This is a genomic window from Klebsiella sp. GFKo11, from assembly GCF_056490265.1.
Window position 1 is genome coordinate 3,051,887 of the sequence record NZ_CM151369.1, and the last position, 15,058, is coordinate 3,066,944.

Genomic DNA, 15,058 nt, shown 5'->3' on the forward strand with positions numbered 1-15,058 from the left:
TTACTCCTCGATGGGGGCGCGAATGCGTGCGGCGTAGGCCTGCATCCATTCGTCGTCCACCGGACGATAATGGGTTTTTTCCTGCACGCGCTCGGCACAAAACACGGTGAGCGGCTGCGTCGCGCTGGCGATCACAAAAGAGAAGGTTTTGATATTGGTCGCCGCGCCGAATTCGCCGTGGCGGTTCATGCAGACCACCGAAAGATCCCCCGCGCGACCAAAGCGCGACATCAGCTTGTCTTCCAGTTCGCACACCACTGAATCTGCTGCCTGCTGCGGGGTCATCCCCTGAGCCATTCGCCGCACGATCTCGTAGCTGGTACAGCCTTTCATCAGATCTTCACCGACGCCGGTCGCCGTGGCGGCTCCGGTTTCGCTATCGCAATAGAAGCCGGAACCGATAATCGGTGAGTCGCCCAGCCGCCCGCGTTTTTTCATAAACAGGCCGCTGGTTGACGTTGCGACGCTCATGGAACCTTGTTTATCGAGGCCGATAATGCCGACGGTGTCGTGGCCATCGTAGGGACTGAGGCCTTTATCCAGCGTTTCGCGGCAGCGCTTGTGGTAGTGCTGCATCGCCCGCTCGGTCAGCATCTCTTTGGCGGCGAACCCCTGACTCAGCGCCCACTCACGGGCGCCCTGACCGACCAGCAGGCTGTTGTATCGCTGGCGGCTCAGGGCGTGAGCCACCTTGACCGGATTGGCGATGTCCACCAGATTGCCAACCGCGCCGAACGCCAGGGTGTCGCCGTTCATATAGGCGGCGTCCAGCTCGACCTCGCCGTTTTCCGTTGGTAAACCGCCATAGCCCACTGATTTGTACAGTGGAAAATCTTCGACTGCGGCTACCGCATTGACTACGGCGGTAGAGGTGTCAGCCCCGGCGGCCAGCGCCGCAGCGGATTCCGTTACCCCTTCCAGCGCCATTCGCCAGGTGGCAATAATTCCCCACATTGGTTTACTCCTGTTTAGCAAGCGTGTTGTCCGTTTCGGCACGGGCGGTGATTTCCGCCGCACGATACTGCTTATCGACGATGCGCATGAAAGGCAGGTACAGCATCGCGCCAATCAACAGATTAAGCAGTTGCATGATGCTACCGCTGAGATGCCCGGTGACGATAAAACCGCTGATCACCGGCGGCAGGGTCCACGGAATAAAGACCCCGGTAGTGACCGCCACCGCACCGATTTTCATCGCTGCGTACTGCACCGTCACCAGCACCAAAGGCACCAGGTTAAACGGGATCAGCATGATCGGATTCATGATCACCGGCAGACCGAAGAGAATCGGTTCGTTGATATTAAAGATGGAAGCGCCAGCGCCCAGGCGGGCGACTTCGCGCATATTTTTGCTGCGGGCAAAAATTAGCATCGCAATCACCAGCGATAGCGTCGCGCCCGCGCCGCCCATCCAGATCATATCGAAGAACTGTTCGGTAATGATGTGCGGAGGCGTCACGCCAGCCTGAATGGCGGCGATGTTATCGGTCTGGTTTTCCATCCACAGCGGACGAATGATGCCGTTAATCATTGAACCGGAGTTGATGCCGACCGACCACAGAATGGTGATGCTGAAGACGGTCATCAGCGCGCCAAAATAGGAGGTGCCGTAGTGACGCACCGGCGAGGCGACGACCTCATAAATAAACTGATGGATGGTCACGTAGTGGGTGTGCTCAAACCCTATACGAATCGCCAGGATCAGAATCATCACCAGCAGCGCCGGGATCAGCGCGGCGAAAGATTCCTGTACCGCAGGCGGAACGCCTTCCGGCATCTTAATCACCAGTTTTTTACGCTTGAGCCAACAGAAGAGCTCGGTCCACAGTAGCGAACCGATCATGGCGACGAATAATCCTTTGGTACCAATCCACTCCACCGGGATCACCGTGATGCCGCCGTTTTCTGCCACCTTGATAAACGGCGTCAGAATAAGAAAACCTACCAGCGAGAGGATACCGCAGGAGATACGGTCATCGCCGTAGTGTTCCGCCAGGCGGTAGGCTACCAGGAAGCTGATAAACAGTGACATGGTTGAGAAGACCGCGTTAAACGGGATCTCGATAATCGCGCTCCAGCTGGCACCGAAGGTGCTGGCCATAAATTGCTGATACGCCTGATTGGGGAATGACGAAATCACCAGCAAAATTGAACCGACAATAATAAAAGGCATGAATGAAACGTAGGCGCCGCGGATAGCACCAAGGTGACGCTGCTGGGCGGTTTTCGCCGCCAGAGGCATCAATTTAGCTTCAAGAAATCCCAGAACATTGTTCATTGTGAACTCCGTACAAGATCGACAGGGGTTGTGTGTGTTATCTATGACGGATTATGAGAGAAAGCGGTGGCCTGAAAGGTGAAGCGGTTCACATTGTATTCTCTGCAATAATATATATCTCATATGATTGGTTATTTTTTCTTGTAGGGGAATGAATGGAAATCAAGCTGCACGCCAACGCCACTACCACGCCAAGAACGCGCAAATATCTCCAGGAATCGGATAAAAGTGACCGGGAACTGGCGCAGGAACTGGGGATTTCCATTACCACCGTTCGCCGCTGGCGTAACCGCAGCCAGATTTCTGATAATCACACTACGCCGCATTTAATACACAAAGTGTTGAGACAAGAACAGGAAGCATTGATTAACACACTGCGTGACGTCCTGCGTGCGCCGCTGGACGAGTTGCTGTTTATGGTTAATGAAGGACTGGGGATCGCTATCTCCCGGGCAACGCTGAACCGTTATCTGCATCCGGCGCATAAAGGGCGAAAGAATGCCGCACCGCAGGGAAAGAAGGCATTAAAAGCCGGGTTGCGCGCGGATACGCTGATGCTCCATTACCGCCTACTGGCGCTCTCAATGGACGACGGCGGCGAGCATCATCTGCTATGGGCGCAGGAGCCGATTAGCGGCTGGTGCTTTGGCCGCATCTATTGCGGGATTTCGCCCGCGCTGGTTGATAGCTGGCTGGAGCAAGTGCTGGAAGCCTGTCCGGCTCAGATACAATGTCTTGAGACTTATGTGCAAAAAGGCTTTCATCCTTCCAGCGCGGAGCTATTGTGTAGAGCGGTAGCGGCACAAGAGGTTGGGGCGGTACAGCTGAGTGAAAGATTAGCCGACGTTATTCCGGCGCTGGATGAACCCGATGCGACTCTCCAGCGTCTCTGCGCGCTGTGGAACCAGGGGCGGACACAAAAAAAGCTGGGTGATATGACGCCGCAGGCGTTTCTTGAGTCGCAGGGGCAAGAGTGAGGGTAAATCTGCTTTAGCGCTTGTGTGCGCATTATTGTCGGGTGGCGGCTGACGCCTTACCCGACCTACAAAACCCGATCCCGAATCCATCTCGTAGGCCCGGTAAGGCGTTAGCCGCCACCGGGCGATTGTGCAAAAATGCACTTTGTCTTACTCAAAACAGCAGCGTTGAATTTCCTGAACGCTTTGTTGTGAGATAGCTCAAAAATCCATAATACAACCGGCCTGAATGACCACATACCGTGTCACGATAGATATCCATAGACTTGATGAATATTGATTATTTGGGGAGTGGTATATGACTTCACTCGTGCAGCGAACGCAGGTCATCGAAAACTGGTATCGCGAGTCCGATGATTTTTCGACGCTGGTTAATTATCGGGTTCTCAGGGCGGGCCATATCCGGACAAACGGTAATTTCCATATTCAACGTCAGTCGGTTGTCGGGCATGAACTTATATTTTGCCTTAAAGGGCGTGGGGTTATTCGGCTGGAAAATAATCTGCATCATGTGCAGGAAGGAAATCTGGCCTGGCTACCGGTACGTTGGCCGCATGAACATTATCCTGATAGCGCTGAACCGTGGGAAATATTATGGCTGAGAATTGATAGCTCAAAATTAAATAATATCATGCAGATTCTCAATGTTCTTCAGGAACCTGTATTTGCCTTCCAGCAGCCGGAGAAAGTGACTGAAATTTATTATCAACTGTTCAGTTTAATGAAAAGCCATACTCTGGTTTCAGACGCGCACTGCGATGCGCTGTGCGCAAAACTTATTTTTACCTTGCTGGAGAACCGCAGCCAGGAAACGGAGAAATCTCCGGTGATTACCCATCGCGGCCTGGGGCGGCTTATATATCAGATCCACAGCCACTATAATGACGAGTGGGATATTGAAAAATTTATGCAGTACTGCCAGGTGAGTAAATCGCAGCTATTTCGCCTGTTTCAGGAAACCTTTAATCAAAGCCCGTTAAAATGGCTGAAAAATTATCGTCTGTCTCAGGCTCGGCGGTTATTAGTCGAAACCGACGACACAATTAGCAAAATCGCCGGGCAGGTGGGTTATAACGATCCGCTGCATTTCTCGCGCGACTTTCATCGCGCGGTAGGCGTTTCGCCAAGCGAATTTCGCCGTCAGGAAAGACAGCTCTCGGATGGCGCGTGAATACGAACGGCTTCGTCAGGGAAGCCGTTCGCTGCGATCAGAAGAAGGTTTCCATCTGAATACCAAACGACCACTCTCCACCAGAGGTAAAGCCTTTCTGGCCCAGCGTATCGTTGGGACTGTAGTTATCCAGCGCTTTATCCCAGTTCATCCAGGTGGCAAAAACGCGCAGTTCCGGGCGGGTGAAGAACGGCGAGACATCGTCCGGGCGGAAAGTCGGGGCAAAGGTGAGCTTATAGAAGTTGCCGTGGACCTTCTGGTACTGCTGATAGCCGTTAGGATCGAGATCCATATACTGCCAGGTGGCTTCATAGCCTAATGCGAAGTTCTGCGTGATATTTTGCATGACGCGACCGTTCAACGTTACCCAGCGATAGTCATCGCCTTTGACGTAGCTATCGCTGCTGTATTGCGCAAGAATTGAAGGTGCGAAATCCCAGTTGCGGGCCAGGTTCACCATGCCATAGCTGGCAAAACGCAGGGTGCTGGCGTCAGAAAGCAGCGCCGGGTCGGTACCGATATTTTTCACCTCCGCGCCCAGCCCTTGCCCCCATGACAGCACGCTGCGTGATTCACCTTGTGCCATCCCATAGAAGCTATCGCCCTGATAACCGAGCAGTACGGTGTAGCCTTTATTGGCGGCGTTGAAGACTTTATAGCCGCTGAGCGTTTCACGTTCCTCGTTGTCTTTGGCCTGCATGCCGCTGACGAAAAGCTGCACCGGCCCGAAATAGTTGTTGGCGGTGAGAATGTAGTTCTGCACATCGTTATTCACCACGTCGACATCGCCAAAGCTGCGCCCGATAAAGGAGAAGTTGCTGCGCGTGTTCTCTGACCAGCGAACGTCATAAATACCACCGCCGGTGCCGTTGAGCGCCACGAACTTGGAGTCCAACCACGGAATTTCAAAGTTGTCGCGGTCGACGCGCTTCCCGGCCCACAAGGTGGTGTCTTTGAGCGGCCCGGTAAAGCTGGGCAGGGAGGCGATTTCGGCAAACGCCTGGCTGACGTTTAGGGTGCTGGAGTCGGCGGTCCAGTCGTTGTAGCTCTTTTGCTGGTCGGCGATCATGGTCATAAAACGGGTTGTCGCGCCATTATCCAGACGTTGTTTTTTCTCCAGATAGACTTCGACGTAGGTGTCAGGTTCGTTACCCAAACGGCCAATCGCGCCGCCGGTTTGCCCGGCTGGGGTCATAAATGGGCCACCCTGGGTATGGCGGGCGTTGTGGTTGGTCATCATCCCGGCGCGCGCGTAGCCGTGAAGTTCAAAATAACCATTATCGTCCGGGGTGATTTTTTCAATTTTTTGCGTGCGGGTTTCAAGGTCTTCGACTTTTTTCTTCGCCTGGTGCGATCCCTCTTCAGTTTGTTTTAACTGGGTCGCCAATTGCGCGTTTTTTTGTTCAGCGATAGCCGCGCGGTTTTCCGCCTGCTGGAGCCGTAATTCCAGTTGATTTAGTCGTTGTTCAACGCTGATATTGGACGCAGATAAAGCATAAGGGATCGTCAGTATATTTATCAGACAGAAACCGGGTAGGGTTATAGAGGTAATTTTCATATTATTCTCATAAGTCACTATCATAAATAAAAAAGACAGGAAACCCTGCGCTTATTAATAAGCGCAGAGAGATTGTTATTTATCTTTCAACTAATCTAAGTGGTAAACTTCTTCCATTTCAGCCCATAGCGTACCTTCCGGTTCGCCGTCGAGTGGCATCTGGCATGGGCCGGTCTCCTGCCACCACTGCTGAGTTTTTAAATGCCCAGCCATTTTCTTTTGATCGGCTTCATAATCGTCACCGTCATATTCGAGATAGCTGAACAATAATCCATTTTTATAATAAATTGAGAAGTTGCGTAGGTTGCACTCTTTAATCATTGCGTTCACTTCCGGCCAGGGGTTAGCGTGCAGCTCTTTATAATAATCCAGTTTTTCCGGGCGGACTTTAACCACACAGCCAAAGCGGCGAATTTTACTCATCGTCGTCATCCTTATTAATAACGTGGGCACGTTGCAGAATCTGTTTAATTTCGGCTTTCATCTCTTGTGTTAATGGTGATGCGGGAGGTAGGGAATAAACGGGAATATCCAGACCGGTCAGCTGTAGCGCATATTTCACGGCGTTATAAAACGGCACGTCAATGCTGTAGAGCGGTGGGATCCAGGAAAGAGACTGCTGTAGAGCGACCGCCGCGGCAAAATCCTGACGCTGCCAGGCGGCGAGTATTCCGCAGGTGAGTTGTGGCGCAAAGTTGGCGCTAGCCGGGATACAGCCGTCACCGCCGAGGATCAGAGTGCCCAGTAGATATTCGTCATAACCTGCGAATACCGCGAAATCCGGGCGCAACGGTTTGACCGCATGCAGGGTTTCCCGGATATGTGAGAGTGTATCAACGGTATCTTTCAGTCCCACGATATTCGGGCAGTTCAGCGCCAGCGTTTTGATAACCGATGGTGGAATCGACTGACCGGTCAGCACCGGGAAATTATAGAGAATAATCGGCAGCGGCAGAGCGTTAGCAATGGTGGTGAAGTGGTGCAGTAGGTTGCTTTCGCTCAGAGGATTGTACCAGGGATTGACCACCACGACGCCGTCGGCTCCCGCGAGTCGCGCATGTTCGCCAGCCGCAATCGTCTGCTGAGTCCCACAGCTGGCGATACCGATCAGCACCGGTTTTCTCCCGGCGACCGTGGTAATGCAAAATTCCGTGACTTGCCGCCGCTGGGCATCGGACATATGAGCAAATTCCCCCGCGCTGCCGAGGAAAAACAAGCCGTCGACCGGGGAGGCCAGCAGGTGTTCAATTAAGCACGCCTGGGCAGATTGATCAAATTCTCCCTGCGCATTAAATAACGTCGGGACCGGGGGGATCACCCCGCGAAAAATAGGCTGAGTCATTATGTTCTCCTGTCGCGTATTCCTGAGTCAGTACCAGGCGCAGGCGAGGGCCTTCACACTCATCGCTGAGTGTGTTCTCGCCTGCAAACTACGCGTTATTTATTTAACGGATTTAATCGGTAATACAAAAAATGATGATGCGAATACAAACACAATGGCGGCAATAAACAGCGACGAATAATCATTATTAAAGGTCGCCAGCAGCCAGGCGGATAATATTGGGCTGAAGGATTGCGGTAATACGGTCGCAATCGTCAGAATGCCCATATCTTTACCCGCTTGCTTTCCGCCGCCGGGTAATACCTGTGTCATCAGCGCCATATCAATAGAGGTATAAGCGCCATAGCCCAGCCCCATGATGGCGGCATAAATATACATCCCGGTAAGCGTTGGCATAAACAGAGGCACACACAAACCGGCAGCCATTAACAGGGTTGAGAGGAAAACAAAGATTTTTCGCCGCTGCAGTTTGTCCGAGAGCACGCCGGAAACCAGGCCGGAGAACAGTAACGTCACCAGGGTGATCACCGAGATAGTGCCGATGGCGTAGTTAGACTCCTCGACGCTTAAGCCAATGAAATCCTGCAAAATATACAGCTGATAGGTTACGACCCCCTGGTAGCCCAGATACATGGCGAAGCGACCAAAGAACGCCCAGCCAAAATCCGGGTACTTACGCGGACTGACCCAGAAGTTTTTGAAGAACGAGCCCCAGCGGAAGGGTTCAACTTCCATGTTTCGGGTAGAGGGTTCACGGTTGATAAGGACAAAAGCCACGCAGCAGGCGGCAATCGCCAGCGCAAATACCAGGTAGCCTAGTTGCAGGTTCCACGCCAGATAGCCTGCGAGGATAATCCCCACCGTACCGCCGGCAGTCGAGCCCGCGCCGACGAAACCGGAGGCGATACCGCGGTTTTCAGGTAAGAACCGGTCGGCGATCACGGTGGCTAATGGACCGTTCATGCAATTAAGCGAGACGGCAGCCATCAACCAGAACACCGCAATACCGGCAATCGTGGTGGTCATTGAAATGCCGAAGATAGCCAGCCCACCGATTAACGCGCCGCCAACGATAAACGGTGAACGACGCCCCCAGGTTGAGCGGCAGCGGTCGGATAACGCCCCGGCAATCGGCTGGGCAAAAATGGTAAACAGCAGCGCTGAGGTCATCACGATCGCCAGGTTATTAGCCTTATTGGCAGGATCGATTTGCGCCACGTGGTTGGGGAGAAGAACCGAGATAACCCCACAATACAGCGCCAACAGTACAAAGAAATTGGTAAACAGCGAGGCCAGCAGGATATTTTTCTTACGCCCCGTGACTCTGTTGCTATTTTCTGACGATACGCTATCAGGTTTATCGTCAACCTTGCCGGCAGGCAGTGAGTTGATATTATCGGACATGCTTATTTCCTCATTATTATTCAGTAGGGTGAATTGAAAATAAACGTTATAAACTCCGGTTTTATTTATTTCCCCCTTCTGATTGCGTCAGATATATACGGCGCGCGTTTTCGCCCATGACTGCGTTAATATCCTCCAGCGATAAATGGGCAATCGCCGCCATCACGCACGTTCTCCAGCGCGGGTAGCCACCGGCCAGCTCGACCACCGGCCAGTCGCCGCCGAATAAACAGCGCTGCGGGCCAAATGCCGTTATCGCCTGCTGGATCCACGGCTGAAGCTGCTCGGGTTCCCAGCGCTGCCAGTCGGCTTGTGTCGGTAAACCGGATATTTTGCACGCCAGCAGAGGAAAGGCGGCCAGCGCGATAAATGTCTCCTGCCAGGTCTGCCACTGGTTATCAGCGATAGCAGGTTTCCCCATATGATCCAGCACCACGCGAGCATCAGGTGCGTGTTGATACAGCCACGTCAGTAAATCGTGAAGCGCAGTCAACTGAGAGGCCCTGACGCACATATCCAGCACAAAGCCCTCACGAGCGGCAGCCAGTAAACCGTCGCGATAATCGGTGTTGTAAAACAGCTCCAGGGGCTCGTTTTGCAAGGAGCGCCGGATCCCCACCACGCGCGGCAGTTCATGTAAATGACGCAGGTAAGGCACCACGGCATTGCCCGTTTCCAGCGGAGCCCAGGCGACAATACCGACAAGCTCAATGGGGCTGGTTTCCGCCTGCTGGTTTATCCACTCCACCTCCAAAAGCGCCTGCTGCGCAGCACAGTCGGCCTGAACCACAATCGCGGCATCCGGCGATTGAGCGGCTTTAGCCAGCTGCGCAGGCAAAAAAGACCGGTTAAGCGCCGGGAGATCGCGCAGCCAGTCGTAGTGCAGCACGCCCGGATCCCAGAGATGCAAATGGCTGTCGAGGATCTTCATTTTTGCGCCTTCCCACCGTTGCCCGGCAGCAGGTCCCAGCCAATATTCAGCACCGGAGCCATTAACTCATCGATTTTCGCGAGCAGCTCCGGATCCAGCGGCTGCGTACACCAGCGGATATTATCCAGCATATTGTCGGCGCTGGCGGTGCCGATCACCGTGGAGGCAATGCCGTTATCCGCCGCGGTGGTGAGTGCAAATTGCAGGGCGACCTGGGCAATATTTACGCCGTGGCTGTCGCACAATGTAGAAACTTTACGGCAGATAGCCTGCACATCCTGATGCGCCGGATGCCAGTCGGGCGCGCCGCCTCGGGTCAGCAGCCCCATCGAAAGCGGTGAGGCGTTGAGGACGCCGATACCCGCCTGATTCAACCGTTGCGCTACCGCCCCAAGCCGCCTGTCCTGTAAGGTCCAGGTGCAGTAGGCCATCACGCTATCCACTTTTTGCTCGCAGGCGACGCGCTCCAGTAGCGCCAGGTCGTAGCCGGTAATGCCAACGTGGCGCACGACGCCGCTCGCGCGCAGTTCGCGCAGTGTCGGCAGCCCTTCATCGAGCAATTGCTGCATGTCGCCATATTCAATGTCGTGACACTGAATCACGTCGATGTAATCACAGCCTAACCGGGTCAGGCTTTCGTCTACGCTGCGCAGGGTAGCCTCGCGGGAGAAATCCCACAGGCTGTCGCCGTAGCGCCCGACCTTCGTCGCCAGGGTATAGCTGTCGCGCGGTACGCCTTTCAGCGCGACGCCCAGCGCGGTTTCCGCTTTGGTTAGCCCGTAATAGGGAGCGACATCGAAATAGTTCACGCCGTGGGCGAGAGCCGTCGCCACGGTTTCGTTGGCCTGCTGTTGCGACACCGGGTGATAGATGCTGCCCAGTGATGCCGCGCCCATCGCCAGCACTGGGACCTGAATCCCCGTGCGTCCAAAAGGTACTGTTTTCATTGTTTGTTCCTTACGTTTAATCGTTGGCAGACGTTCGTAGGCTCAGGCGCAGCCCGGCGCGTTCGGGCCTGACGTGCGGGCCTTGTGCTATCGTCCAACTGCCATCGTTCTGCTGCTGTTGCAGCGCGTTTTCATCGATGGCGATCCCCAATCCCGGTTCATTGCCCAGCACGATACCGCCGTCTTCGATGCGCTGATCCACGCGTAGTCCGGTAGGGAAGCTGAGGTCCTGAATTTCGCAGCTCAGATGATTGCTTACCGCCGCTGCCGCGTGGGCCACCGGGTTGGCGTTGTAGCCCACCGGACTGACCGGCAGACTAAAGGCCTGCGCCAGGTTGGCCACGCGCAGAAAATGGGTAATGCCCCAGCACATGCCCGCCTGAAGAACATCCACCGCGTTCTCTTTCAGCAGCGGCAGAAACTGTTCGAGGCCGGTGAGGTTCTCCCCGGTGGCGACCGCGCAGCGCACCTGTTGGCGGATTGCGGCGTGTCCGGCGGCATCCCAGCGGCGCACGGGCTCTTCGATCCAGCTCAGATCCAGCGCTTCCTGTAAACGGCTGACGTAGCGCACCGCCTGTTTGGCGCTCATCGACTCGTTAACATCAATCATTACCGCCGGAGAGGGGCTGTTGACGAGATACACCTCGCGCACCGCCAGCAGGCGCTGTAAGTCCTCTTCAACGTCGAGACCGCCTTTGAGCTTAAAGGCGCTGAATCCACGCTCGGCAAAACGCTGATGCAGTGCGGTTAACGCCTCCAGCGGCAGTGGAAAATCCAGCCCCGACGCGTACCCGGGGACAAAAGGGCTTCTCGCGCCGAGCAGCCGCCAGAGCGGTTCCCCGGCACATTTGGCTTTCAAATCCCACAACGCCATATCAACCACGCCAATCGCGCCGAAAACGCTGCCCGCATGGCCGCTTTTGAAGACCCAGGCCTGCATCCGGTCGTAGAGCGCGGTGACCGCACGTGGGTCTTCGCCTTCGATAGCCGGAAAAATACGCTCAATATCCGCGTGTCCGCCAACGCCGATACCGCTAATGCCTTCATCGGTTTCGAGGATCAGCAGCGGAACTTCCGTTACGCCAGAGGTGAGGGTGCCGTTGACATCGCCAATCGGACGTCCCCAGCGATGCCAGGTTTTAATCGTGCGCCAGCCGGTGATTTTCATGCGCCTGACTCCTCTTTCTGCCGCGAGGTGCGTAAATCAATCACCATGCGTCCCTGGATGGCGCCGTTGTCCATCTCGTTGAAAATAGCGTTGATCTCTTCTAGCTTGCGAGTCTGTACTATCGGACGAACGCGTCCGGCCAGCGCGTGCTGGAAAGCTTCCGCCAGATCCTGACGGGTACCAACCAGGCTGCCGACAATCTGAATACCATCGAGCACGGTTTTGACGATGTTCAGGTCAAGATCGCCCGGGGGGACTGCGACGCACACCACTTTGCCCCCGGCCCTGACGCTATTGACGGCCTGGTGAAAGGCGGCGCGCGCGACGGCGACCACCACGGCGGTATGCGCACCACCAGCGGTCAGCTCCTGAATGCGCGAGGGAACGTCGTCCCGGCTCGGGTTGAGGGTGATTTCTGCGCCGCACTCGCGGGCAAGCTCCAGCTTGTCGTCCTGTAAATCAATAGCGATAACGCGGGCGTTAAAGACGTTGCGGGCAAACTGGATCGCCATATTGCCAAGCCCTCCCGCTCCCCATATCGCCAGCCACTGCCCGGGGCGAACGCCGGAAACGCGAATGGCTTTGTAGGTGGTGACACCAGCGCAGGTGATGCTGCTGGCAACCAGCGGATCGAGGCCGTCCGGGACTTTAACCGCGTAGTCGGCTTTCACGATGCACTGTTCAGCCATCGCGCCATCGACGCTGTATCCGGCGTTTTTCACGCTGCGGCAGAAGGTTTCCCGGCCGCTGACGCAGTATTCGCACACGCCGCAGCCTTCATAAAACCAGGCGATGCTCACCCGGTCGCCGGGCTTCAGACAGGTCACGTCATCGGCGACGGCGCGAACGATGCCGATCCCTTCATGGCCGGGAATGCGTCCCGGTACCGGGCCAAAATCGCCTTGCACGACGTGGAGATCGGTATGGCAGACGCCACAGCACTCAACGTCGACCAGCGCTTCACCGGAGACTAACGGGCGCACCGGCATCTGGCGAATCTCGACTTGACCGGGATGACTTTGACTCACTACAGCTGCTTTCATCATGACCTCCCGTCAGTTCAGTTGCGGCGTGACGTTATCGTTAATCCGCTGACGTCGGGCGACATAGGCGGGCAGGGGCTGTACGCCTGAAGCGTCGGTAAACCAGGCAAAAGGATCGGTGCTGGCGACGAGGGCGAAATTTGCCCATGGCTCGAACGATCCGGAACGGATAATCAGCTTGGCTTTGTGCGCGATGTCGTGGCATAGCGTTTCGTGGCTGGCGGCGAGAAACTCCGCGCCAGAGCCGGTATAGATAGTTTGTACTTCGCGATACAACTGCGGATGGCAGTCGCGCACTTCGCTGGCAAAATGCACCTCTTCAACGAAAATCTCTTTGCGCAAAACGCGCAGGATGTCACGGACATCAACCGTGCCGGGCCACAGACCCAGATCGATGCGATTCGCGCTGGCGGGAATTGGAAAACCGGCGTCGGTTACCAACACAATATCGGTATGGCCGAGGGTCGCCAGGGCAGCGGCAAGTTCAGGGTGTAAGATTCTATCGGGTCTCATTATTGTTATTCCTCGGTCACGGCATGCGATTGCAAGAAGGCATCGACGTCGGTGCGGTATTTGTAAGAGGGCACGGTTTCCCAGTCAGAGCAGCACAGCGCTGCGGTGGCGTTGGCAAACAGGGCCGCTTCGCTTATCGGCTGACCTTCGTCCAGCGCCACCGCAAGGGCAGCGTTGAAGCTGTCGCCCGCGCCGTTGCTGTCAACCACCTCAACCAGACAAGGGGGAATTTCCTGCGTGGTTTGCGGGCCGAATACTGCGGATCCCGCATCGCCCAGCGTCATCACCACATAACGGCAGCCCGTTTCCAGCAGCATGCTGGCGATTTCCCGGTTGCTACGAGCGTCGTCCGGCGCCAGGCCCAGCGCCACGCGCGCTTCGGTTTCATTGGGGGTGAGGTAGTCGATCGCGCTCAGATCGAGACCGCGGAGATCTCTGGCCGGCGCGGGGTTAAGAATGGTGATTTTATCCAGCGACTTTGCGCGTCTCAGCCCGTAGAGCGCGGTTTCCAGCGGAATTTCCAGCTGGGCTAGCGCCACGCCGCAGCTTTTGATTTGATGCAGGGCGTTATCTACCAGCGCCGGGGTAAAGAGTTTGTTCGCTCCCATATCCACGACGATGACGTTACGGGCTTCTTTATCTTTAATAATCAAGCCAGCTCCGGTCGGCAATTCGGTGGTCAGAGTGAGACCATCGATATTGATCCCTTCCTCCAGCATCAATTCAACGAATTCGGTGCCAAAAGTATCTTTACCCACCACGCCGCTATAGACCACGTCAGCTCCCAGGCGGGCAGCCTGAACCGCCATATCGGAGCCTTTTCCTCCCCAGGTCTGGCGGAAGTCATGCCCGATTAGCGTCTCACCAGCCAGCGGAATGCGCTCGGCGGTCATCACCAGGGCTTTTGCATAACTGCCGAGAATAAATACACTCATCACATACTCCTTAAATTGTGCGGGTGTGGTACCGCCATTTCCGGCGGTACCGTTCGGTTAATAGGCGTTGATGTCGCCGACCAGACCTTTCACCAGCTCGGGTCCTGAGCTGGTGCCAACCAGCTCTGCGCCTGCAACGAACATCTCTTTCATCTTCTCCATAGTGTTCACTTTACCGGATACTTTGACCCGGCAAGGGGCCTGGATATTGGCTTTGAGAAGTTGAACATCTTCTACCGTTGCCGCGCAGCCGCCTTTGCCCCAGCCGCTGGATTGTTTCACCCAATCAATACCTGCTTCATAGGCGTAGCGAGTGGCTTTGATTTTCATCGCCTCTTCGGTGATAAAACCGAACTCCAGCATTGCCTTCACTTTCATTCCCAGGTCGTGGGCGATGTGGGTGACTTCCTTCAGTTCATTGAAATAGAGGTCATCCATTCCGCCGAGTAAAAAGCCTGGGTTCGGTGGGAAATCAAATTCATCTGCGCCTTCTTTGGCCAGTTCTCTCACCACGGCGACTTTCATGGCCGTTGTGTCGTTGGCCTGAGGGAAGTTCACGGTGGTGGCGACGCGAATACCGGTTCCTTTCAATACATCTTTGGCGACGGAGACCCAGCACGGTGCGATCATCGCCGCATCGAACTGATACTCCATGCAGACATTCAGATGCTGAATCAGTCCTTCACGGGTTAAGTCCGGGTTGACGTTGGTGAACTGAATGGCCTTCGCGACCTGACGGGGATCATTAAAATCGATCATGTACCACTACTCCTGTTGGCTGAAAAAACATA

Annotated in this window: 15 protein-coding genes; 2 read left to right on the forward strand and 13 right to left on the reverse strand. The window is 55.2% G+C overall.

Annotation, left to right across the window (positions count from 1 at the left end):
* Together AC07P6_RS14905 and celB are read right to left on the reverse strand one after the other, a co-directional pair.
* The gene (locus AC07P6_RS14905; protein ID WP_304258945.1) at positions 1–954 is read right to left on the reverse strand and encodes a glycosylasparaginase; all 954 of its coding nucleotides are present in this window, start codon (positions 952–954) and stop codon (positions 1–3) included.
* A 4-nt stretch (positions 955–958) separates the two neighbouring features.
* The gene (celB, locus tag AC07P6_RS14910) at positions 959–2,278 is read right to left on the reverse strand and encodes a PTS cellobiose transporter subunit IIC (RefSeq protein ID WP_181486290.1); all 1,320 of its coding nucleotides are present in this window, start codon (positions 2,276–2,278) and stop codon (positions 959–961) included.
* A gap of 155 nt (positions 2,279–2,433) precedes the next feature.
* Here celB and AC07P6_RS14915 point away from each other — a divergent pair, with 155 nt between their 5' ends.
* Positions 2,434–3,255, forward strand: coding sequence for a transposase family protein (locus AC07P6_RS14915; RefSeq protein WP_478316806.1), 822 nt, complete (start codon positions 2,434–2,436; stop codon positions 3,253–3,255).
* A gap of 310 nt (positions 3,256–3,565) precedes the next feature.
* Positions 3,566–4,426, forward strand: coding sequence for an AraC family transcriptional regulator (locus tag AC07P6_RS14920; RefSeq protein WP_478317012.1), 861 nt, complete (start codon positions 3,566–3,568; stop codon positions 4,424–4,426).
* Positions 4,427–4,463: 37 nt separating this feature from the next.
* Here the strand turns inward: AC07P6_RS14920 and AC07P6_RS14925 are convergent, their stop codons facing one another.
* The 11 genes from AC07P6_RS14925 to deoC form a co-directional block, all read right to left on the reverse strand.
* On the reverse strand, positions 4,464–5,984 hold the full coding sequence (locus tag AC07P6_RS14925; protein ID WP_478316808.1) for a carbohydrate porin: 1,521 nt from the start codon (positions 5,982–5,984) through the stop codon (positions 4,464–4,466).
* Positions 5,985–6,074: 90 nt separating this feature from the next.
* Positions 6,075–6,407: an L-rhamnose mutarotase gene (locus tag AC07P6_RS14930; protein WP_434658948.1), complete on the reverse strand. Its 333-nt coding sequence runs from the start codon at positions 6,405–6,407 to the stop codon at positions 6,075–6,077.
* Positions 6,400–7,326, reverse strand: coding sequence for a dihydrodipicolinate synthase family protein (locus AC07P6_RS14935; protein ID WP_478316810.1), 927 nt, complete (start codon positions 7,324–7,326; stop codon positions 6,400–6,402). The genes AC07P6_RS14930 and AC07P6_RS14935 overlap by 8 nt, the downstream gene beginning before the upstream one ends.
* 99 nt (positions 7,327–7,425) lie before the next feature.
* Positions 7,426–8,730: an MFS transporter gene (locus AC07P6_RS14940; protein WP_182238541.1), complete on the reverse strand. Its 1,305-nt coding sequence runs from the start codon at positions 8,728–8,730 to the stop codon at positions 7,426–7,428.
* 61 nt (positions 8,731–8,791) lie between these two features.
* Positions 8,792–9,661: an amidohydrolase family protein gene (locus tag AC07P6_RS14945; protein WP_478316811.1), complete on the reverse strand. Its 870-nt coding sequence runs from the start codon at positions 9,659–9,661 to the stop codon at positions 8,792–8,794.
* Entirely contained in the window at positions 9,658–10,608 is a 951-nt protein-coding gene (locus AC07P6_RS14950; RefSeq protein WP_478316812.1) for an aldo/keto reductase, read from the reverse strand. Before AC07P6_RS14950 ends, AC07P6_RS14945 begins: the two co-directional genes overlap by 4 nt.
* Positions 10,609–10,624: 16 nt before the next feature.
* Complete coding sequence (locus tag AC07P6_RS14955; RefSeq protein WP_478316814.1) at positions 10,625–11,776, reverse strand: mandelate racemase/muconate lactonizing enzyme family protein; 1,152 nt, start codon at positions 11,774–11,776, stop codon at positions 10,625–10,627.
* Positions 11,773–12,819: an alcohol dehydrogenase AdhP gene (gene adhP / locus AC07P6_RS14960; protein ID WP_434664103.1), complete on the reverse strand. Its 1,047-nt coding sequence runs from the start codon at positions 12,817–12,819 to the stop codon at positions 11,773–11,775. The genes AC07P6_RS14955 and adhP overlap by 4 nt, the downstream gene beginning before the upstream one ends.
* A 12-nt stretch (positions 12,820–12,831) precedes the next feature.
* Positions 12,832–13,332: a D-ribose pyranase gene (gene rbsD / locus AC07P6_RS14965; protein WP_142513723.1), complete on the reverse strand. Its 501-nt coding sequence runs from the start codon at positions 13,330–13,332 to the stop codon at positions 12,832–12,834.
* A 5-nt stretch (positions 13,333–13,337) separates the two neighbouring features.
* Entirely contained in the window at positions 13,338–14,267 is a 930-nt protein-coding gene (locus AC07P6_RS14970) for a ribokinase (protein WP_182238547.1), read from the reverse strand.
* 57 nt (positions 14,268–14,324) lie between these two features.
* Positions 14,325–15,026: a deoxyribose-phosphate aldolase gene (deoC, locus tag AC07P6_RS14975; RefSeq protein WP_478316815.1), complete on the reverse strand. Its 702-nt coding sequence runs from the start codon at positions 15,024–15,026 to the stop codon at positions 14,325–14,327.
* Positions 15,027–15,058: the final 32 nt, after the last annotated feature.